16 protein-coding genes are annotated in these 21,304 nt (G+C 64.7%); 7 read left to right on the top strand and 9 right to left on the bottom strand.

Annotation, left to right across the window (positions count from 1 at the left end):
* Positions 1 to 157: 157 nt before the first annotated feature.
* A complete protein-coding gene (locus tag JQ635_RS26760) occupies positions 158 to 712 on the bottom strand; it encodes a PAS domain-containing protein (RefSeq protein WP_211412762.1) in 555 nt (184 codons plus the stop codon).
* A gap of 453 nt (positions 713 to 1,165) precedes the next feature.
* Between JQ635_RS26760 and JQ635_RS26755 the strand changes: the two genes are divergently transcribed.
* Together JQ635_RS26755 and JQ635_RS26750 are read left to right on the top strand one after the other, a co-directional pair.
* Positions 1,166 to 1,990 carry a rhomboid family intramembrane serine protease gene (locus JQ635_RS26755; protein WP_211412761.1) on the top strand — a complete coding sequence of 275 codons (825 nt, stop codon included), beginning with the start codon at positions 1,166 to 1,168 and terminating at the stop codon, positions 1,988 to 1,990.
* A gap of 188 nt (positions 1,991 to 2,178) precedes the next feature.
* A complete protein-coding gene (locus tag JQ635_RS26750) occupies positions 2,179 to 2,607 on the top strand; it encodes a CBS domain-containing protein (protein ID WP_211412760.1) in 429 nt (142 codons plus the stop codon).
* Between the two features lie 19 nt (positions 2,608 to 2,626).
* Here JQ635_RS26750 and JQ635_RS26745 read toward each other — a convergent pair whose 3' ends face one another.
* Positions 2,627 to 3,679 (bottom strand): patatin-like phospholipase family protein, encoded by a 1,053-nt coding sequence (locus JQ635_RS26745; protein ID WP_211412759.1) that lies wholly within the window; start codon positions 3,677 to 3,679, stop codon positions 2,627 to 2,629.
* A gap of 245 nt (positions 3,680 to 3,924) precedes the next feature.
* Here JQ635_RS26745 and JQ635_RS26740 point away from each other — a divergent pair, with 245 nt between their 5' ends.
* Positions 3,925 to 4,998, top strand: a complete 1,074-nt coding sequence (locus JQ635_RS26740) for a hypothetical protein (protein WP_211412758.1) — start codon at positions 3,925 to 3,927, stop codon at positions 4,996 to 4,998.
* Positions 4,999 to 5,147: 149 nt separating this feature from the next.
* Here the strand turns inward: JQ635_RS26740 and JQ635_RS26735 are convergent, their stop codons facing one another.
* Positions 5,148 to 6,041: a LysR family transcriptional regulator gene (locus tag JQ635_RS26735; RefSeq protein ID WP_211412757.1), complete on the bottom strand. Its 894-nt coding sequence runs from the start codon at positions 6,039 to 6,041 to the stop codon at positions 5,148 to 5,150.
* A 104-nt stretch (positions 6,042 to 6,145) separates the two neighbouring features.
* Between JQ635_RS26735 and JQ635_RS26730 the strand changes: the two genes are divergently transcribed.
* The 3 genes from JQ635_RS26730 (at position 6,146) to JQ635_RS26720 (ending at position 11,297) form a co-directional block, all read left to right on the top strand.
* A complete protein-coding gene (locus tag JQ635_RS26730) occupies positions 6,146 to 7,129 on the top strand; it encodes an aldo/keto reductase (RefSeq protein WP_211412756.1) in 984 nt (327 codons plus the stop codon).
* Positions 7,130 to 7,387: 258 nt separating this feature from the next.
* Entirely contained in the window at positions 7,388 to 7,624 is a 237-nt protein-coding gene (locus JQ635_RS26725) for a hypothetical protein (RefSeq protein WP_211412755.1), read from the top strand.
* A gap of 1,210 nt (positions 7,625 to 8,834) precedes the next feature.
* Entirely contained in the window at positions 8,835 to 11,297 is a 2,463-nt protein-coding gene (locus JQ635_RS26720) for a putative bifunctional diguanylate cyclase/phosphodiesterase (protein WP_211412754.1), read from the top strand.
* Here the strand turns inward: JQ635_RS26720 and JQ635_RS26715 are convergent.
* The 4 genes from JQ635_RS26715 to JQ635_RS26700 form a co-directional block, all read right to left on the bottom strand.
* A complete protein-coding gene (locus JQ635_RS26715) occupies positions 11,283 to 12,542 on the bottom strand; it encodes a serine hydrolase domain-containing protein (protein WP_211412753.1) in 1,260 nt (419 codons plus the stop codon). The two genes, JQ635_RS26720 and JQ635_RS26715, sit on opposite strands and share 15 nt — an antisense overlap.
* 193 nt (positions 12,543 to 12,735) lie before the next feature.
* Positions 12,736 to 14,208 carry a methyl-accepting chemotaxis protein gene (locus JQ635_RS26710; protein ID WP_211412752.1) on the bottom strand — a complete coding sequence of 491 codons (1,473 nt, stop codon included), beginning with the start codon at positions 14,206 to 14,208 and terminating at the stop codon, positions 12,736 to 12,738.
* Between the two features lie 138 nt (positions 14,209 to 14,346).
* Entirely contained in the window at positions 14,347 to 16,017 is a 1,671-nt protein-coding gene (locus JQ635_RS26705; protein ID WP_211412751.1) for a pilus assembly protein TadG-related protein, read from the bottom strand.
* Between the two features lies 1 nt (position 16,018).
* On the bottom strand, positions 16,019 to 16,432 hold the full coding sequence (locus JQ635_RS26700; protein WP_211402421.1) for a TadE/TadG family type IV pilus assembly protein: 414 nt from the start codon (positions 16,430 to 16,432) through the stop codon (positions 16,019 to 16,021).
* A 217-nt stretch (positions 16,433 to 16,649) separates the two neighbouring features.
* On the opposite strand from JQ635_RS26700, the gene JQ635_RS26695 reads away from it, so the two are divergent.
* On the top strand, positions 16,650 to 17,513 hold the full coding sequence (locus JQ635_RS26695; protein WP_246583782.1) for a LysR family transcriptional regulator: 864 nt from the start codon (positions 16,650 to 16,652) through the stop codon (positions 17,511 to 17,513).
* A 34-nt stretch (positions 17,514 to 17,547) separates the two neighbouring features.
* Here JQ635_RS26695 and JQ635_RS26690 read toward each other — a convergent pair whose 3' ends face one another.
* Both JQ635_RS26690 and JQ635_RS26685 read right to left on the bottom strand, forming a co-directional pair.
* Positions 17,548 to 18,111: a nitroreductase family protein gene (locus tag JQ635_RS26690; RefSeq protein ID WP_211412750.1), complete on the bottom strand. Its 564-nt coding sequence runs from the start codon at positions 18,109 to 18,111 to the stop codon at positions 17,548 to 17,550.
* Positions 18,112 to 18,222: 111 nt separating this feature from the next.
* On the bottom strand, positions 18,223 to 21,285 hold the full coding sequence (locus tag JQ635_RS26685; protein ID WP_211412749.1) for an autotransporter outer membrane beta-barrel domain-containing protein: 3,063 nt from the start codon (positions 21,283 to 21,285) through the stop codon (positions 18,223 to 18,225).
* Between the last annotated feature and the right edge of the window lie 19 nt (positions 21,286 to 21,304).

The raw sequence follows: 21,304 nt of genomic DNA, 5'->3' as shown, positions 1-21,304 counted from the left end.
GCTGCCGCTTGCCACGGCAAACGAATAAACTCGTCTTAAAAGCTAAGGTTCCTGTGACGTATTCGCAAGCCGGCACGCGAATGCGTTTGATCTTGATCAAACCTTCGAAGATCGGGCCGGCGTGTGCAAGGCTGCGCGTCTGACGCGAGGGCTGCTCCTAGCGCAGCCCCTCATACACCATCAGCCCGCGGGCGATCTGCAGTTTGCGGATCGCGCGCGGCAGCAGCTTCTCCGGCTGGTGCAGGTAGCGCCACGAGGTGAGGGTGAAGGCTGAAAGCGCGCCGCATTCGTCGTCGAACGGCGCGAGCACGCCGGTGACGCTCACCGGCGTATGCGGGCGGGCGTTGAAGGGCAGCAGCAGGAGCTCGAGATGCGCCTTGCTGCCGTCCTCGCGCGTGGCGGTGACGCCGGCAATCGCACCGAGCGTCTCATCGGCGACGATGGTCGCGATTTCCTCGATCTCGCTGCGGCTGGCCGCCGTGAACAGCGCCGCAAAGCTCTGGTCCTTGAGGTCGATCCCGGCCAGCGCGCAGACGCGGGTACCGGCGACGCGGAAGGGGAAGCCAAGATTGGGCTCGCAGGACAGCACGAAGATGTCACCGAGCAGGCCGCGAACCGCGGCCGGATCGATGTCGGCCCGGTCAGGGGCCCGCGCAGTCCCGCGCTTCTTGTCCCAATACGCGAAAAATGCGCGGCTCGACGGATGTTTCATGGCTGACGCTAATCCCGGGGCGCAACCGCGCGGGACAGATCTGTCCCGCTTCAGTGCACCCGCGATCCCTTCTGTTGTTGTGCAGGAGGGGATTTGCAGCGTCCATGCCGCGGGGGCGTTTTCGCAGCCCTTAATGCTGTCTTTGCGTCGTTAACGTTAAATTAACTATGCGCTTTGCGCCTCGCGCGGCCCTGTTATGGTGATCGCGGTCGCAAGCCTCGCCGCTTTTCTCCAGATTCTCGGCGGGGCCTGTACACAGGGCGTCAAACAGTTTGGCCGCGGGCCGGGGAGGGGTGGGGATACACCTTCATTCCCTAGGGCATCGGAAGGCCGACACGGACAGGCAGGGCTTTCCCAGGGCCCTGCCTTTTCCTTTTGTGCACTTGCGCAAGGCCGGCAAACGCGACTATCTCCAAGCCTGTCGCTCCGATCGCGCCTGAAAGCGAAGCTGCCTTGGATTCCCCGCCGCAAGATTCGTCGCCGCAAGGTCCTCAGCCGGCCGCGCCGGCCGTCCATGAGGAGGCTCCGCGCGAGCCGATCCTGACGCTGCCGGTGGCGCTGACCGCCTATATCGCGCTGCTGGCGCTGATCCATCTGCGGGTGCTGCTGCCGCCGGAGCTTGAGAACTGGACCATCGATGTCTTCGGCTTCATCCCGAAACGCTACGACTCCTCGTTGCTCAATCTGCAGATCCCCGGCGGTGCCGGCGCCAAGGTCTGGAGCTTCGTCACTTATTCGCTGCTGCACGCCAATCTGACCCATCTCGGCTTCAACGTGCTGTGGCTGCTGCCGTTCGGCAGCGCGCTGGCGCGGCGTTTCGGCGCGGTCAGGTTCTTCGTCTTCATGGCGGTGACGGCGGCGGCCGGCGCGCTTGCCCATCTCGTCACCCATGAGCATGCGGTGGCGCCGATGATCGGCGCTTCGGCCTCGGTGTCGGGCGCGATGGCAGCCGCGATCCGCTTTGCCTTCGCCCGCGGCAGCTTCCTGTCGTTCAGCCGATCGGATGCCGATACCGCCGCAAAAGTTCCCGCGCTGCCGCTGTCGCGTGCGCTGCGCGACGGGCGGGTGGTCGCCTTCCTCGCAGTGTGGTTCGGCGTCAACATCATCTTCGGCGTCGGCGCGATCGGCGTCGATGCCGAGACCACCAGCGTCGCATGGCAGGCGCATATCGGCGGCTTCTTCGCCGGCCTCCTGCTGTTCGCGTTGTTCGATCCTGTGCCGCGCGTGCGAAGCGATGCTGCGGATGCGTCATCACGGGACGTTTCCGACCGCGTTTGAAGCGGCGCTTGCGGCCCGGCCCGAATTCATCCATCATTCTCTGGAAGAATGTTCCGAAGCTGCAAGCCGCTAGCGGCAATGCTTCGCAAAGCGCGCGAGCGTGAAACCCGCGCCAAAACTGTTAGTTGAAGACTCGCGAACAAGTCCGGACCGCGAAACGCGGACGGATCCGATTCAGGGAGGCGACAATGACGGTACGTTCCATTCTCAACACCAAGGGCCACCAGATCATGAGCGTCGAGCCCGACGCCAAGCTGTCGGCCGTGGTCAGGCTGCTCGGTGAGAAGAAGATCGGCGCGGTGCTGGTGATGAACCAGAGCCGGCTGGAAGGCATCCTGTCCGAGCGCGACATCGTGCGCGTGCTCGGCGAGCGTGGCGCCGGCGTGCTGGAGGAGCCGGTCTCGGAGGTCATGACCCGCAAGGTTGTCACCTGCAAGGAGACCGACACGGTCGCCGAGCTCATGGAGGTGATGACGACAGGCAAGTTCCGCCATCTGCCCGTCATCGACAACGGCAAGGTGGTCGGCCTGATCTCGATCGGCGACATCGTCAAATGGCGTGTCCGCGAATACGAGACCGAGCAGGAAGCCCTGCGCGACTACATCAAGACGGCCTGACGGACCTCACGCGTCCGCCTTACTCGCCCGCTTTGGGCGCGTGGCCCGCGGGCGCCGGCGCGAGCACCTCGATCGCCTCCTGGATCGACGCCAGCGCGCGCTCGGCGGCGCGCGTGCCATGGGCGATCAGGTCCTCGGCGCGGTGGAAGTCGAACCAGCCGAAATGGCCGACCCGCGGCGTGATCAACAGATCGGGCGGATCGCCGGCAAGGCGCGCGCGGGTGATGCGGTCCTGCATGATGTTGAAGGCATCGACCATCACCGAGGAGATGCCGGGCCGTCCGCCACCGCCGAAGAACTCGCGCTTCATGGTCTTCTCGGGCGAGAACAGGCGCGGAAAGCGACGCTTGGTCGGCGTCGCCTCGACCTCGGGCGCGACCGGGGCGGGCGCCGCGCCGTGCGCGTGGATGGTCGTGGAATGGGTGAAGATGTCGCTGGAAAGATTTGCGGCGATGACGATTTCGGCGCCGAGCGCGCGGGCGGCCGAGACCGGCACCGGATTGACCAGCGTGCCGTCGACCAGCCAGCGGTCGCCGATCAGGACCGGTGAGAAGATGCCGGGCAGGGCGTAGGACGCCCGCATCGCGTCGACCATGCGGCCGCGCGTCAGCCAGATCTCGTGGCCGGTGCGGACCTCGGTCGCAACGGCGGCGAACTTGACGGGCAGGTCCTCGATCAGGGTCTGGCCGATCGCCTTCTCGAGCCGGGTTGCGAGCTTCTCGCCGCCGATCAGGCCGGAGCCGTTGAGGCGGATGTCGAGATAGCCGAGGATATTGCGCATGCCCTGCAGGCTGCGCCCCCACTCTTCGAACGTATCGAGCCGGCCGGCTGCGTGGAGGCCGCCGACCACGGCGCCGATGGAGGTGCCGACCACGACGTCGGGCACGATGCCGTTGGCAATCAGGGTCCTGACGATCCCGATATGGGCGAAGCCGCGGGCCGCGCCGCCGCCGAGTGCGAGGCCAATGACTGGCCGGCGGATGCTGCCCAAGCCGACTTTCTCGCCAACCTTTTCGCCGGCCTTCTCGCCGTTGGAGCCGTTCGCGCCGCGGCCCTTCAAGATCTCCAGCACTAAAACTCTCCTACGCTGGGCCACCCACCGCCAGACTAGGCACCCCATTTGCGCTTCGCCATATCAGGGCCGAAGCATGGTTTATGCCGCTTTGGGAAAGGCGCTGGGCAGGAATATGGCGAGGGACGGTTGCCTTAAGTCTAATCACGCAGGCGTCAGCCGGGTTCCATAGATTGCATCGGGGCCGTATTTCCTGGGATATCCGAGGCTTGAATTTGCCGCGTTTTCGGTGAAAAGCAGGGAACATGACACGCGGGGGTGACGGCATCATCGGATGGCGGCGCAGCGGCAGGCTGCTGCCGGCGCTGATCCTTGCCGCGTGCCTTATAACAGCAGGCCAAAACGCTGCGCAGGCGCAGCTTTTCTCCGACCGCCCGCCGCCGGTGCCCCCGGCCTCGGTGCCCGATCCGGGCGGTGCCGTCAGCCTGGCGCCGCCCTCCGGCCCGGGCGCCGGCCCCCCGAGCCTGCCGCCGACCCTGACCCAGCCGGTGACCCCCAGCATGCCGCCGCCCGCGGTCACGACCGTGCCGTCGGCAGCGCCGCTCAATGCGGCCGTGCCCGGCCAGGGCGTGCTGTCGCTGACGGCGAGATACGGCAAGGACTCGGCCCCGATCACCAGCGGCCTGGTCTGGCGCGTGTTCGCCGACCGTCCCGACGAGAACGGCACCTTCAAGCTGATCAAGGAGGACCGCAGCGCCACGCCGAACATCGTGCTGCCGCCCGGCAACTACGTCGTCCACGTCGCCTTCGGCCTCGTCAGCGCGGTGCGCACCGTCAGCCTGAAGGCCGAGACCGATCGCGAATCCTTCGTGCTGCCGGCCGGGGGCCTGCGCATCGAGGGCCGCGTCGGCACCAGCCGCATTCCGCAGAACCAGATCTCGTTCGCGATCTACAAGGGCAGCCAGTTCGAATCCGGCGAGCGTGCCTCGCTGGTGCCGAACGTCGCCGCCGGCGACGTCGTGCTGCTGCCGGAGGGCACCTACTACATTATCTCCAACTATGGCGATGCCAATTCGGTGGTGCGCTCGGACATCCGCGTCCAGGCCGGCAAGCTCACCGACGTCACCATCACCCATCGCGCCGCCGTGATCACGCTCAAGCTCGTCAGCGACCGAGGCGGCGAGGCGCTCGCCAACACCGCCTGGTCGGTGCTGACGCCCGGCGGCGACGTCATCAAGGAATCGATCGGCGCCTTCCCGCGCGTCGTGCTCTCCGAAGGCGAATACCGCGCCATCGCCAAGAACGAGGGCAAGGTCTACGAGCGCGGCTTCAACGTCGTGAACGGCGTCGACGGCGAAGTGGAAGTCGTGGCGCGCTAGTCGCGTGTCCCGGACGCGGTGCGCAGCGCCGCAGAGCCGGGACCCAGAAGGCCGCACGACACAACGCCGTGACATGGGCCCCGGCTCTGCAGCGCACCGCTGAAGGAGCGCAGCGCCGCGTCCGGGGCACGAGAGCGGAGCGCTCACCCTCACTTCCGATACCTCAGCGCCTCCACCAGCACGGCAAATGCCGGCGTCGGCTGCCGCCGGCTCGGGTAGTACAGGTGATAGCCGGCGAACGGCGCGCACCAGTCGGCGAGCACGCGGACCAGCCGGCCGTCAGCGATCTCGCGCTTGACGAGATCCTCCGGGATATAGGCAAGACCCAGCCCCGCCAGCACCGCATTCATCCGCAAGAGGCCGGTGTTGAACACGAGCCGGCCGTCGACGCGCACCTTCATGGCGCGGCCGCGCTTCTCGAACTCCCAGGCATAGATCCCGCCATAAGTCGGCAGGCGAAGGTTGATGCAATTGTGCTCGGTCAGATCCTGCGGCTGCTTCGGCTTGGCCCGTGCAGCGAAATAGGCCGGCGAGCCCACCACCGCCATGCGCATCTCCGGCCCGATCCGCACCGCGATCATGTCTTTCGCAACCTGCTCGCCGAGTCGCACGCCGGCATCGTAACGCTCGGCGACGATGTCGGTGAGGCCATAGTCGACGACCAGCTCGACCTTGATATCGGGATAGCGCGGCAGCAGCTTCGCGAGCGCCGGCCACAGGATGGTCTGTGCCGCATGCTCGCCGGTGGTGATGCGCACGGTGCCGGCCGGCGTGGCGCGCAGCGCGGTCAGCGCCGACAGCTCCGCGTCGATCTCGGCGAAGTGCGGCCCGATATTGCGCAGCAGGCGTTCACCGGCCTCCGTCGGCGCGACGCTGCGGGTGGTGCGGGTGAGCAGCCGCAAGCCGAGCCGCTCCTCGAGGCCGCGCACGGTGTGACTGAGCGCCGATTGCGATAGCCCGAGCTGGGCTGCAGCGCGGGTGAAGCTGCGTTCGCGCGCGACTGCGAGGAAGGCGAGGAGGTCGTTGACGTTGGTGCGGGCCATTCATGAATCCGGATCATGAGTACATGCCGCTTTTATCACCTAATCGCAGGCTTGCGCGCGACCTAGATTCGCAGCCGAACGCGATTTCGAAAGGAGAACATGAGATGCAGACGCGCAAACTGGGCAAGAGTGGTCTTGAAGTCTCGGCCCTCGGCCTCGGCTGCATGGGGTTGAGCTACGGTTATGGTCCCGCGACCGAGACGTCACAGGCGGTCACACTGATCAGGACTGCCTTCGAACGCGGCGTCACCTTCTTCGACACCGCCGAGGCCTACGGTCCCTTCGCCAACGAGGAGCTGCTCGGCGAGGCGCTGGCGCCGTTCCGCGACAAGGTCGTCATCGCCACCAAGTTCGGCTTCAGCAGCGGCAAGGTCGAGGCCGGGCTCGACAGCCGGCCCGCCAACGTCAAGGCGGTGGCGGAAGCCGCCTTGAAGCGGCTCAGGACCGACCGCATCGATCTGTTCTATCAGCACCGCGTCGATCCCGACGTGCCCGTCGAGGACACCGCCGGCGCGGTGAAGGAGTTGATCCAGGCCGGCAAGGTCCTGCATTTCGGCATGTCGGAGGCGGGCGCGCAAACCATCCGCCGCGCCCATGCGGTGCAGCCCGTGACCGCACTGCAAAGCGAATATTCGCTGTGGTGGCGCGAGCCGGAGCAGGAGATCATGCCGACGCTGGAAGAACTCGGCATCGGCTTCGTCCCGTTCAGCCCGCTGGGTAAAGGCTTTCTGACCGGTGCGATCACCGAGAGTACGACGTTCGACGCAAGCGACTTCCGCAATATCGTGCCGCGCTTCTCATCCAGCGCACGAAAGGCCAACCAGACGCTGGTCGAGCTGCTCGGTGAGATCGCTGCGGCGAAGCAGGCGACACCGGCGCAGATCGCATTGGCCTGGCTGCTAGCGCAGAAGCCGTGGATCGTGCCGATTCCCGGCACCACCAAGCTGCACCGGCTTGAGGAGAACCTTGGCGCGGCGGTGGTAACGTTGTCTGAGGCCGATCTCGCCGCGATTGCAGCGGTGCTGGCCAGGGTGGCGGTGCAAGGTGACCGCTATCCCGCCCATCTTCAAGCGCGGGTCGGCCGCTGACATATATTGCGTGCAGGCCCGGTGAGCGTTTGCTTACCGGGCTCCGCGTCTTGTGTTCTGGTTTGAATACGCATGCGAGCGCTATCATGCGGCGCGGAAAGCCAGTTAACACCGGTAGTGTCGGCTTATTCCACGGACGTCGCGACGTCGCCACGGCCGGTGGAAGACACGTAATTCCGATAATCAATTTTATTCTCTTTCCATCCTGCTGCGTTATATGTCGGGCATCCGTCCAATGGGGGACGCCGGAGCAGGCTGATGGCCTGCGAGACCGGAGGAGCAGGGACCAAGCCCGTCGGCATGTTCGAAGTGATCCTTACCAGGCGCAAACGGTTCGGTTGGCGGTGGCAGGTGTGCGACCAGTCCGGCAAGATCTTTGCCGACGGGTTCGAGCGCACCCGGCCGGCCGCCAAATATCATGGCGAGCGCGCGTTGTTCTTCCTGCTGTCGCAAGCCTATTTGCGTAATCCCTTTGCTGCGTCGAGCAAGGACTAGCCGCGCGTAGCTTCGTAGCCCGGGTGAGCGGCTTGTCCGCCGTAGCTCAACGAGCGAAGGCGGAAGCGATACCCGGGACAGCTCGTGTCGCGAATCCCCGATGTCGCTTCGCTCATCCAGGCTACAACACCTTGCGTTGCCTGCCGGGCAAAACACCCCATTTGTCGGTCAACGCCCGACAGCGAAAATATTCCACTTTACCGAAATTCGGAATTGACGGATAGTCCGCGCAACCCGGCCCGAGGAAGAGGGGCGTATCGCGATCGTCACGAACGCGGGCCGGGCGGCGGTGGACGTGAGCCACATCGGCGCGAAGAGCTTCGCAGGGCGGAGAGCCGTGAGCGAAGACCTCGTGCCAACGACAGGTGCGGTTCGCGTACGGCAAAATCGTGTGGTCCTGACGCCCGGGGTCTGTGCGTCAAGTCTTGCGGTGATGTTGCGGCCCGACCGGGCCCGCGCATCAGCTATCGGCAAGGCGACGGGGGCAATAGTGCATCGCTCCCCGGGGAGATCACGACATAAGCCGTAAAACCACTGCGCAGGGAAGGCCGGGATGTCTCCGGTTGCCCTGTTACCCGCTGTGCATCGTAGCGCAATCTACTTTTCGCATGGCGGTCAATGGGAGCCAGCCGGCTCCCGGTCTTCCCTGCGCCCTCTTTCATGTGAGGGTGAGACGACGAAGCAAAGCTCGGGCGGAAGATGCCGCGAGAATGCGAAGGTGTGTCTGCGAACCAGATGCGAATTGAAGAAGCGGCGCACTTGCTCACACTCCGTCATTGCGAGCGCAGCGAAGCAATCCAGAAGTGTATCCGTGAAAAGACTCTGGATTGCATCGCTGCGCTCGCAATGACGATGTGGAAACAGTCGCGCGCGAAAACTCAGGTCTCGTGCCCCGGACGCAGCGCAGCGTCCCCCCGGCGATGCGAAGCATCGTCCGGTGCGACGGCGCGCTGCAGAGCCGGGGCCCATGCAGCCACGAGTGCCTTGGCTTGCTGGGTCCCGGCTCTGCGCCGCACCGCTATGCGCTGCGTCGCGTCCGGGACACGAGAGAATCGCAGTTCAAACACCCGTCATAGTCTCTAACGGCCACTAACCAACACCTGACTTAAAACTGTCATAATCGCTGAATGGAACACGCGCCCGTGCGCTCTTTACACGCCATTAAGTGCACCTGCATTGGATGCGCCCGGAAAGTGCGTTGGGGACTGCGATGACTGCCGCGAAGAAGATGCCGGGAAAACCGGCCGCCGAAATGTTCGACGACATCCCGGTGCTTCAGCGCAAATGGCGTGCCGCGTTGAAGCCGGGTGAGCGGCTGCCGCGCTATGAGGACGTGATGCTCGGCAGCCTCGGCCGGCTCGCCGACCACATCGCGCTCTTGAAGAACGACGGTGCGCTCGAACTGTCGCGCAGCGGCCGTTACGTGCAGAAATGGCTCGGCGAGGAGCGCTGGGACATTCCCGTTGCCGATCTCTCGCCGGATTGCGCCACGGCGCTGGCGGAAGCGGCGGCGAGCGCGCTGGCGAACGGCCGGCCGCATCAGGCGAGCGCGCATTGCGTGCGCGACGGCATGGTCCGGAATTACGATGTGCTGGCGCTGCCGACCGCCTCGCGCTGGGGCGCCACGCTGGTCGGCGCCTATGTCAACGAGCGCGGCGCGCAATACAATCTGCTGGATGCGATCTTCTCCGCGACCGACGATGCGGTGATCTCGCTGGCGACGCTGCGCGACGCCGGTGGCAAGCCGTTCGATCTCCAGATCGTGCATCACAACAAGAGCGCAGGCGTGCTGCTGGAGGCCGCGGGCGCGAGCCTGTTGTGGCGCCGGATCGGCGAGGGCAGCACGCTGTTGGCATCGTCCGACATCATGGAATTCCTGCTCAGGACCGTCTCCGGCGGCCGCGGCGAACAGCTCGAGATCGAGCACGAGGGCCGCCATCTCCGCCTCAGCGCCACTGCCTTCGCCGACGTGGTCTCGCTGACGATCTCCGACGTCACCGCCTTGAAGCGGCGCGACGCCTCGTTCCGCCTGCTGTTCGACAACAACCCGATGCCGATGTGGGTGTTCGACGCCGAGAGCAAGGAGTTTCTCAGCGTCAACGACGCCGCAGTCCAGCATTACGGCTACAGCCGCGCCACCTTCCTGCGCATGAAGCTGCACGAGATCTGGCCGCAGGACGAGTGGGACAGTCACGCCGAGGCGCTCGAAAGCGTCGGCGACACCTATCACTCCTCACGCAACTGGCGCCATCTGCGCGCTGACGGCAGCGAGATCGAGGTGCTGACCTTCGGTCGCCGCGTCGCCTTCGACGACCGCGACGGCTATCTGGTCGCCGTGGTCGACATCACCGAGCGGCGCAAGGCCGAGGCACGCATCGCCCACATGGCGCACCATGACGGGCTCACCGATCTGCCGAACCGCGAATATTTCCAGGAGCGCCTGAAGCAGGCGCTGGACCAGGCGGGTGGCAAGCGCGTCGGCGTGCTCTACATCGACCTCGACCTGTTCAAGAACATCAACGATTCCTTCGGGCATCCCACCGGCGACCGCCTGCTCAAGGAGGTCGCCGGGCGCCTGACCACCGCGGTCCGCGGCGCCAATCTTGCGGCCCGGCTCGGCGGCGATGAGTTCGCCGTGATCCTGGCCGCGGACGTGTCGCCGAACGAGGCCAGTGCCTGCGCGAGCCTGCTGATCGACATGCTGAAGGCGCCCTATGAGATCGACGGGCAGGAGATGGTGATCGGCGCCAGCATCGGCATCGCGCTGTCGCCCGGTGACGGCGTGACGTCGGAGGAGTTGATGCGCAACGCCGATATGGCGCTGTACCGCGCCAAATCCGACGGCGGCGGCGTGCATCATTTCTTCGAGCGCGAGATGGACCTGCAGGCGCAGAAGCGCCGCGACATGGAGCTCGATCTGCGCCGTGCCTTCGTCAATGGCGAGTTCGAGCTGCACTATCAGCCGCTGGTGTCGATCGCCTCCGACCGCATCTCCGGCTTCGAGTCGCTGCTACGCTGGCGTCATCCCGACAAGGGCATGATCTCGCCTGCGGAGTTCATTCCGGTCGCCGAAGACATCGGCCTGATCACCCAGCTTGGCGAATGGGTGCTGCGTGAGGCCTGCGCCGAGGCGGTGAAATGGCCCGTCGACGTCAAGGTCGCGGTCAACCTGTCGCCGGCGCAATTCCGCAGCCGCAACCTGGTCCAGGTCGTGATCTCGGCCCTGGCGCAGTCCGGCCTGTCGCCGAAGCGGCTCGAGCTGGAGATCACCGAGTCGATCTTCCTGGCCGAGACCGATGCCAATCTCGCCATCCTGCATCAGCTGCGCGAGCTCGGCGTCGGCATCTCCATGGACGATTTCGGTACCGGCTATTCAAGCCTAAGCTATCTGCGCAGCTTCCCCTTCGACAAGATCAAGATTGACCGTTCCTTCGTCAAGGATCTGGCGCGGCGTCCCGATTGCGGCGCGATCGTGCGCGCGATCTCCGGGCTCGGCCGCAGCCTCAACATCACCACGACCGCGGAGGGCGTCGAGACCGAGGATCAGCTCGACTGGCTGCGCGCCGAGGGTTGCAACGAGGTGCAGGGCTTTCTGTTCAGCGCGGCGCGGCCCGCAGCCGAGATCGCAACCTTGCTGGCCGAGTTCGGCCAGCGCGCCTCACGGGCGGCGTAGCGCCTCGGGGAAGCAGCCGTAGACCAGCTCCTTGAAGGCGGGCGTGATGCGGCTGCGCTCGTTCTGGGTCTGCTGCATCATCAGGTAGACCATGTCGAGCTTGGGATCGACGCCGAAATAGGTGCCGCTGCCAGAATCCCATTTCAGCTCGCCGATCGAGCCCGCCGGCGGAGGCTTCGCATTGCCGGGATCGGTGCGCACACCAATGCCGTAGCCATAACCAAAACCGTCACCCGGGAAATAGAAATAGTCGCGCCCCACACCGGAGCCGGGGCCGATGTGATCGGTCGTCATGGCCTTGAACGCGGCGGGGCTGAGGTAGCGCTTGCCTTCGAACTCGCCGCCATTGAGCAGCATCTGCGAGAAGCGCTGATAATCGGTGATGGTCGAGAGCAGTCCGCCGCCGCCGGATTCCCATTCGGGATGGGCGAGGCGGTCCCGCTCGCCGGCGAGCAGAACCGGGTCGTTCGGCAGCGGCCGCGCCATCCGCGCGCGCTCCTCCGCAGTCGTCAGCACGAATTTGGTGCCGGTCATGCCGAGCGGATCGAGAATGCGCTGTTTGAGAAATTGGTACAGCGTCTGGCCGGAGATGATCTCGATGATGGCGCCGAGCACGTCGGTGGAATGACCGTAGCGCCACAGCGTCCCGGGCTGGCGCGTGAGCGGCAGCTTGGCGATGCGGTCGGCAAATTGTCGGTTGTTGAACGGGCCGTCGAAAATATTGGCGGCCTGGTAAACCTGCATCACCCAGGGGGCGCCGATATAGTCGTAGCTGATGCCCGATGTGTGCCGCAGCAGATCCTCGATGTTGACAGGACGGGTCGGCGGCTCGAGTTCGACCGTCGAGGTGCCGTCCGGCTCTATGCCAACCTTGGTGTCGGCAAAGAGCGGGACGTATTTCGATACGGGCTCGGTGAGCGCGAGCTTGCCCTCATCGATCAGCATCATCGCGCCGAGGCACGTGATCGGCTTGGTCATCGAGTGGATGGCGAAGATCGTGTCCGGCGTCATCGCGAGGCCGGTTCGCGTGTCGCGCACGCCAAACGTCTTGAGGTAGACCGGCTTGCTGTGCTGCTGCACCAGGATCACGGCGCCCGGCAACCGGCCGCTCCCCACCTCGTTATTGAAATAGGCGGTGATGCGGTCGAGCCCGTCGGGCGACGGGGCAGGGATGGCGGCAGCACGGCCTCGTGCCATCGTGCCGGCGAGCAATGCGGCTCCGACCAGAAATTCACGACGCTTCATCCCTAGCTTCCTCCCTCGGCGGGATCAAAGCCGCAAGATGCCGAAGGCGTCAACAAGCCATCGACCAAAAATCGCGTCACGATTTCCGAAAGGAACGGTCGCGGACGGTCCTCGCTGGGCTTCGTCCGCGTACCCGATAAGGCGCCGCTTCTCGTCCGGCTTGATGCCGTGTGGCGCAATTGGGCGGATTCGCCTACATGGCACGAACGCTCGCGAGGAATTTATCGACCTGGACTTCCAGCTCGGATGCATTCCTGGCGAGGCTGCCGGAGGCGGTCAGAACATTCCCCGCTGCGTCGCTGGTTTCGCCGACTGCCTGATTGGTGCTGCTGATGTTGGTCGTCACCTCCTTGGTGGCCGCGGCTTGCTCTTCAACGGCGCTGGCGATTGCCGTGCTGATCTCGCTGATCCGGTTGATGGTCTGGGAAATCGCCTTCAGCGCTCCGGCCGTGTTGCCTGTCGCGGATTGCATCTCGTTGATCTGGGCGCCGATGTCCTCCGTCGCCTTGGCCGTCTGGCTGGCCAGCGCCTTCACCTCGGATGCGACGACGGCGAAGCCCCTGCCGGCTTCGCCGGCGCGTGCGGATTCGATCGTTGCATTGAGTGCGAGAAGGTTGGTCTGACCGGCGATCTGGCTGATAAGCGCCACCACGTCGCCGATCTTCTGGGCCATTGTCACGAGGCCGGAGACCAGTCGATCGGACTTTTCGGCCTCCTCGACCGCGGCCCTTGCGACCTTGCTCGCCTCGGCGACTTGCCTGCTGATCTCGTTGACGGAGGAGCTGAGCTGCTCGGACGCCGATGCCGCCCCCGCGGATCGCTGGCTGACGAATTCGGCGGTGGAGGACAGCGACTGCGCGGTTGCCTGCATCTCGGAGGAGGCGGAAGCCAGTGTACCCACCAAACTCTTCACGTCTCGTTCAAAATCATCCGCAAGCCGCACATTGGCCGTGACGACCGACCAGTTCAGCATCGCTCCGGTGTAGCTGCCTTTCCTGTCGAACAGGGGCGAAACGCGCAGGTCGAGCGTCTCCGGTCCCAGCTTGATCTTGGCCGCGTGGGGCAGGCGGGTCGGGTCGCCGACGATACGGCGCTGGTGTTGTGGGTTCTTGTGGAAGATGTCGAAGGACTTGCCGACGAGTTCGTCCGGGGCGACTGGAAGCAGGTGCCTCAAAGGCGCGAGCGTCTTGACGCTGGTCTTGTTGACGTAGGTGATATTGAAATCGGTGTCGCACATCATGATATTGAGCGGCATGTTGTCGAGCATCTGCAATTGGCGTTCGGTCTCGGCTTCGAGCTTGGCTTTCTCCGTCGCAAGCTCCCAGGTCAGCATCGGGCCCGTATAGCGGCCGCGCGCATCGATCATGGCGGTGACGGTGAGATCGAGCGTCTCGCCGCCGATCGTGATACGGGCGCGGTGCGGGAGGTTTTTCGGATCGGACAGAAGTCGTCGCTGGTGCTGCGGGTTCTTGTGGAAGATGTCGATCGATTGGCCAATCAGGGCGTCGACCTTGACGGGCAGCACGTGTTCGATTTTCTTGAGGTTGTTCCTGGTCGATTCGTTCACATAGACGATCTTGAAATCGATCATCTCGCAGATCATCACGCTGATCGGCATCCGGTCCAGCAGACCAAACGAGCTGTCAGATTTGAAACGGGAAAGCATGCTAAGACCCCCAATTGAGAATGTTTAAAGTTAAGATGGCATCGGGCCAGGACTGACCCATTTCCGAAACGCGGAATGACTCAACACAACTTGCTACAATGATCGCGCGATCCCCTGAGGCGGGTCGCGACAACTGGACTAATTGACGAGCACTGCTCCGTCACATCGCACGCCGGAAACCCACACGTCCGCTTGCCCGATTCCGACGCCGAGTGCGGCAAGCGTGGCGGCGAGTACCTGGTCGATCGAGCCCGTAGCGCCGGAAAGGATATTGGCGACCGTCGAGCCGGCGCCGGGCAACGGCAGCGCGAGGGGGCCGGCGGTGACTGTCAAGCTCATGTCCCTGAGCAGGCTCGACATCAACGAAGAGGTGAAATTTGTCGTTGTGACTGTCTTGATTGTCTGTGCCTGAATGTCGGCGTAGCTGAAGTCGACCTGCCTTGCCGTGGTATTGCTGATCTCAGCATGAGCGCGGCCGGTGATGGTTACGCCGGATATGTTGACCAGTGTGGCGGGCGGGGGATTGGGCTTGGTCCTGAAATTGGTCATGTCGGCCATCGAGACGTTGCCGACCCAGGCGTCGACGACGCCCGGGGTGACGCCGAGCGTTACAGTTGAGGTGCTGATGTCGGGCCGCCCACAGGAGATGTTGGACAGCGTGGCCGTACCCGATGCCACCTCGACGTAAATCGGCAAATTGACAGACGGAATGCCGCCGCTGCCGGCGAGCTGGATCGTGATCAGAACGCGCGTCTGAGCCGTGTGGACGCTTGCGCCCGGCGCACCGACAGCGAACCAGCCCGAGCCCACGGGATGTTCCCCGACCGTGGCGACCACTGAAACCTGCGTGATCCCAGGCAGGTTGAGGTTCACGCTCGTTGCGATCTGATGATCTCCATTCGCAACGGCGGCGGTGCCGGCCAACAGGCTCAAGAGCGAAATGCTGACTCCGACCTTCGGCTTTTGGCCAAGGGCGAGGCTGCCGTAAGGCCCAAGATCGAGTATCGATCCCGGAGCAATCCGGGTTGTCTGTGCCGATGTGGCCTGCGCGATGCTCGACAAGGTGATCGTGGCCGCGTTGTTGCCATTGGCGGTCTGTTGGGTCGTCAGCATTGCCGCGACGAGATCGGCCACCTTGATGTTGCTGCTCAGGACATTGTCGTAAGTCGGGCCGGTCACATTGGCCCGCGTGGCAACCGCAGAGATGAAATCGAGCGAGTCGATGCGCGCGTTCGCGAGTGCCTGATAGTCCATGGCCGAAAGTGACAGGCTTGTTCCCAGCATTGACCCAAGCACGGCGTTGATCAGCCCGCCGTTGACCGCGAGGAGGCGGGAGCCGATCGCGAACGAAGCGAGGGCCGTGCTCGATGCCGTTGCCGTTGTCTTGATCGTGTATTGGCTCGAACCGGTGATGTAACGGGCGAAATAGAGCGGTGTCTTTGTTTCGAGGGTGACCCGCGCGGCCGTTGGCGTTCCGCTTGCCGGCGTGACGAAGCGCTTGTCCGGCGCTACCGCGGCATTGGCCGTGTAGTTGCCAAGCTCGACGCCGACCAGCGCGTTCGCCGGATAGTTATTGCGCACGACAGTCGCGGAGGCGGCATTGGTCGCGTTGTTGAGGTTGCCGGCAGCGACGATCGCTGCGAGGTCCGCTGCGCTCTGGGCCTTGCGCCTGTCGGCGAAGATCGCGCCGAGATCCACGCCGAGCGCGGCGAAGCCGATGACCAGGGTCATTACGATTGCGCCCATGATCGCAACGTTGCCACGATCGTCGGAGGCAAACCGGCGCGCGAGGTGCTGTGCCAATTTCATCCTAGAACCCTCCATAGGGAATCGCCGCAGAACGAACGATCGTGGACGAGGGAGCCGGTGCCAGTGGAAGCGCGAAGACGATGCTGCCGGACGCGTCATATGTCACGGTCACCACATACACGTTCGCGGAGTTGCTCGATGGAGCGGCGCTGACGACAATTTTGCCTGGATCCAGCAGCGGGTAGGTCGAGGCGTTTGCGGAGACGTAGCCGGTTGCGATCGTGTTGCGCTCGCCGTCGGAGATGCCGGCAACCGAAGAGCGGGCGGCTTCCGCGGCAAGCTGCTGGACCCCGTGAACCATCGTCAGATAGCCGCCGAAGATAACGATCCCAAACAGCATCAATAGAAAGAGAGGCGTGATCAGCGCGAATTCGACGGCGGAAGCACCGCGCAGACAGAGCACGAATCGAAGCATGTCGGACCTCAACCCCTTGTTGTGGCCGAGGATGCGGGCACGCTCGTTACGGCTTATTTTATGGATCGTTCCGTAAATTTGCGGGTGCCATTGCGGGCTCTGGGCCCCAAAAAATTTATGGGGCTATAGAAAGCTTGTTTTAGATCAACACTTCAGAGTTGTAGGGTGTCTCTAACGGAGACAACCTGTGGTTAGGTATTTTAAGGAGATTAATTAAATGAATCAACGCAGGGGGTACGTAAATATTCCTACGGAAATCGTGCGTACCGCGATTGCGATCTCCGAGACCGGGAGCCTGTCGAAGGCCGGTGAACTGTTGGGGCTGAGCCAGCCGGCGATCAGTTCACAGATGAAGAAGCTTCAGAATCTGGTGGGGGGACCGCTGTTTGAGCGGACCTCAACTGGTACGGCCCTCAGCGATCTCGGCAGGCTTGCCCTGCAACAAGCCAGGCGCATGATCGAGGCGAATGACCAGTTAATGAGACTGTCCGGCAATACCGATCGTTCGCAGCCGGTCAGACTGGGACTCAATTCGCTCTTCGCGACCAACTTCTTCAAGGCGCAACAATCTGCCGGCAGTCTTTCCGGCATTTTCGTCCAGGTCGATCAGTCCGGCACCCTCGCTAAAGCCTTGATCGAGGGGTATCTCGACATTGCCTGCATATTTGATCAACAGCGCATGGATAGCGATATCCGTCAAATGATCGTGGCGGGAATTGAAGAGCCGCTTGTCTGGGTCAGGGCGAAGCAGTTTGTGGTAAGTCCGGGATCTCCCATTCCGATCCTGACATGGCCCGGCGACGATTGGATGGTGCGAACGCTCGAACGTCACGAGATTTCATACAAGATCGTCTTCAACAGCCCCGATTTCGAGGTCAAGCTACGAGCCGTGGAAGCCGGCATGGGATTCACCGCCGTGCCGGCCAGCAAGGTGCCCGACACGGTGATCGTCGCCAGGGATTATTATCTTCCTGAATTGCCGACAATACGCCGGATCATGTGCGTTCGAGCGAGTCTCGGCAGCGCGCGTGTGGCTGAACTCACGAAGCAGCTAACATCATTGTTCTTCGAGCCAAGATGAGATCTTCGGCCTTGGAGGCGCGAGCTTTCCGGGCCTAGAATCTGGTCACGATATCGGACAGAGCAGGGCGTGGACGATCCTCGCTTGGCTTGGTCGGCGTGCCGATATGGACGAAGCCGGCGAGCTTTTCGTCCGGCTTGAGGCCGAGCCCGTCAAGCACGTCGCGATCGAAGGCGAACCAGCCGGTCAGCCAGCAGGCGCCGTAGCCGAGCGCGGTCGCAGCCGTGACGATGTTCATGGCGCTGGCACCCGCCGACAATTCCTGCTCGAACGCCGGTACCTTCGGATGCGGCCTGGTGAAGCTGACGATGCCGATCACCAGCGGCGCGTCCATGAGACGCTTGCGCTCGATCTCGACGTCGGCGGCCGGCGCGCCGGGATTCTTCCGCGCAAACACCTTCGCGATCACCTCGCCGGCGCGCTGGCGGGCGTCGCCCTCGAAGATGATGAAGCGCCAGGGCGTGAGCTTGCCGTGGTCGGGCACGCGCGCGCCGATGGTGAGGATCGTCTCGAGCTCGGCCGCCGACGGGCCGGGTCCGGTCATCTCGCGCGGCTTGACCGAGCGGCGGGTCTTCAGGAGTTCGATGGCGTCGGGCACGGGTAGGCTCTCTCATGGGTTCGGTTTGGGCCTCGCATTAGCATGCGATCTCCCCGGCCACGAGACTATACACCCTCGTTTAGACTGATTGTGATTGGCGACGGCCTGATTTCACCATGCGTAACGCACCGCGCCCTTGCCGGCATAGGCGCGCGTCAGGGCCGAGAACTCGCCCTCGAATGTCGCGACGGCCGACCAGCCGCTGGCCCATCGCATCTCGACCGACGTCGTGGTGAGCGCGGAATCGCGCGCCTGCGCGGCGCCAGTCACGGCAAAACTCGCGCCGGGCAGCACCACGAAACTCGCAGCCGCCGTGCGGTCGGGATTGAAATCATGGGTCCAGGCGAGGCGGCCGCGCAGGGTGAGGATGCCGTCCTGCATGGCGAAGGACTTGTCGCTGCGCAGGCCGAGCTCGCTGCGGCCGTCAGTCACGCGTTTGCCGGCGTAGCTCAGCGCAAAGGCCGACGTGCCGGAGACAGCCTGCTCGATATAGGCCGGTTGATCGAACAGGGCTGCTTGCGCGGCGGCGTAGGGCGTCAGGCCAATGCCGCCATTGATGGGCGCGACAAACCGGTAGCCGCCCTCGACGCGGCCCGCCCATGCATTGGCTTTGAAATTGGCGCGGAGGCGATCGACGCCGGAAATGGTCATGGTGCGGTCGGTGGTGATGTCCTGCCAGCCATAGGCCAGCGCAGCGGTGATGAAGGCAGGGCCGTCGGCATGGCGCAGGTAGATGCCGGCCTGGAACAGATCGGAGCGGCCGGAACCGAGATTATTGATGCCGAAACTCGTGCCGCCGCCGGCGAGTGCAAAGCCGGCCACGGTGCGCGGCGACAGCCAGTGCTCTGCACCAACAGCGGTGGCGTAAGTCCGGCTCGTGGCGTCGTTGGAGCCGACGGCTCCGTTGCCGGAGGTGGATTGAGAGCCGCCGAGGCCGGCCGCCCACACGTTCCAGCGCTGCTCGAAATTGCGGGGCGGGCTGTCTGCCAACATCGCGAAGGCGTCGGTCCGCCTGGCGGCGCGATCCTCGTCTGCAAAACCGGTCGCCGCGTTGGCGCCCGCAGCTCCGTGCGTGGCGGGATCGGTGAGCAGGCCCACGAACCGGCCCATCGCGTTGAACGTGGTCTGTTGTACGCCCGTTCCCGTCTCGCCGGATGCCTGGGTCAGGCCCGCCGGTGTCAACGCGCCGTAGACTGCGGGGATGCCGCCGGTGCGATTGAAGAAGCCCGTGAGCGCATTGCCGACGGCCTGCTGATTGCCGTTCAACCCGCCCGGAACCGCGAAATCGAGCACGAGGTTGAGATAGACGTCCTTGGTATCGTAGCTCAATGTCGTGTGAAAGTTGCTCGGCAGATTGGTATTGACGACATCAGGCGCGAACGAGCCGGAGACACCGCCGCTCGCGGTCAGGATCGTGTAGGTCTTGCTGACATAGCTGCCATTGGCGAACACCGCATTCACGGTCGCGCCGCCGAGTGTCGCCGTGCCGTTGACGGTTGCGAACGATGAGCTCGATGGATCGAGCTGCACCCGGTAGATCGCGCCGGATTGCATCACGAGATTGCCGTCGATCGTCATGGACGATCCGGCCGTGCCATTGCCGGGAGCCAGCACGGCACCCGCGTTGATCGTCACCGTCAGGGGATCGACGAGGCCGCTGCCGGTGAGGGTGGCGCCCGCGTTCACCGTGACCGCGGAAGTGGCGGTGATCGCGCCTTCGACGTCGAGCACACCGGCATTCACGATCGTCGCGCCGGTGTAGGAGCTGGTTCCCGTCAGCACCAGCGTTCCGCCGCCGACCTTGGTCAGCCCTCCGGCACCGCCAATGGCACCGGACAGCGTCACGCTGTAGCCGTTGGTATCGAAGGTGCCGCCGCCCGCGTTGAGCGTGATGGTTCGGGCGCTGGCGAAGTCGGCAAGGACCTGCAACGTGCCGCCGCCTAAGCTAAGCCCGCCGGATGCATCGCCAAGGCTGGCGTCAGAGCTGACGGCGAGGGTGCCCTGGTTGATGGTCCAGGGCGTCACCGCGGTCGTCGTGCCGGTCAGCGTCCACGTGCTGCTCCCGGTCTTCACGAAGCTGGAAAAGCCCTGATATTGCGCGCTTGCGCCGATGCTGGAGACATCGAACGTGCTGTCGGTCGATCCGCCGAGCCGGAACGTATCCGTGCCGGTGCCGACGACATTGCCTGTTATTGCCGAGCCGGCCCAGAGCTCCAGCACGTTGCTGCCACCGGTGAAGGTGATGGCATTGGCGCGGGTCGAACCGTCGTTCCATCCCCCGGAAATCGAACCGCTGTTGATAATGGTGAGGTCGGCGCCCACCACGCCGGCGCCGCCCAGGCCGTCACTTCCGTGCGTCGCCGAAGACGAGGCCGTGCCCGCACTGCCCGCATCGCCGCCGATGATGCTCCCCGAATTGATGAGCGTACCTCCGCCGGCGAAGTAGACGCCCGCACCTCCGTTGCCGCCGTCGCCCGCCGCGGATGTCTGGTTGCTGATGGGCGCGTTGCCGCCGTTGCCGCCATTGCCGCCGGCAATGCTGCCGGCATTGGTGAGGACGCCGCTGCCGGTCAGGAAGATGCCATAGCCTCCGTCGCCGCCGTCGCCGGCAAAGCCGTTCCCCGTCGTGGCCGCGCCGCCGTTGCCGCCGGTGCCGCCGTTGACGGTACCGGTGTTGGTATAGGCGAGACCGCTGCCGTTGACGACGACGCCATAGCCGCCGGCGCCGCCGCCGCCGGCGGCGAAGTTGCCGGTCGTCGAGCCGCCGCGCCCGCCGGTCCCGCCGGCGATCGTCGCGGCATTGGTGGTATCCGTGGTCACGACGGCGCCGTGTGCGCCGCCGCCGCCGCCCCCGCCGCCGTGGCTCGAGTCGCCATTGTTGCCGTTTCGGCCGTTGTCTCCTGGACCAGCGCCACCGGCGCCACCGCCGATAGTACCTGTGGAATCCGTCCCACCGGCACCGCCGGTGACCCCGGCGCCGCCGCCGCCGGCGCCACGGGTCCCCAAGGGCGCATCGCCGCCGTCGCCGCCCGTGCCTGTCGCGGAGCTGGTTCCTCCATTTGCGAAGCTGGTGCTTGAGCTGCCGCCGTCGCCGCCGCGCGTCGCCTGCGCGACGGCCGGGCTCGCAGCAGCAAGCGACAACGCCGCCGCAAGCCAGAACGACCGGGCGCGCATCTGCGGTTGTCTTAGAGGT

Origin of the sequence: Bradyrhizobium iriomotense (genome assembly GCF_018130765.1) — a bacterium.
In the GTDB taxonomy this organism is placed as follows: domain Bacteria; phylum Pseudomonadota; class Alphaproteobacteria; order Rhizobiales; family Xanthobacteraceae; genus Bradyrhizobium; species Bradyrhizobium iriomotense_A.
Note: the sequence above shows the minus strand (reverse complement) of the source record. Positions and strands in the feature narration are given on the sequence as shown.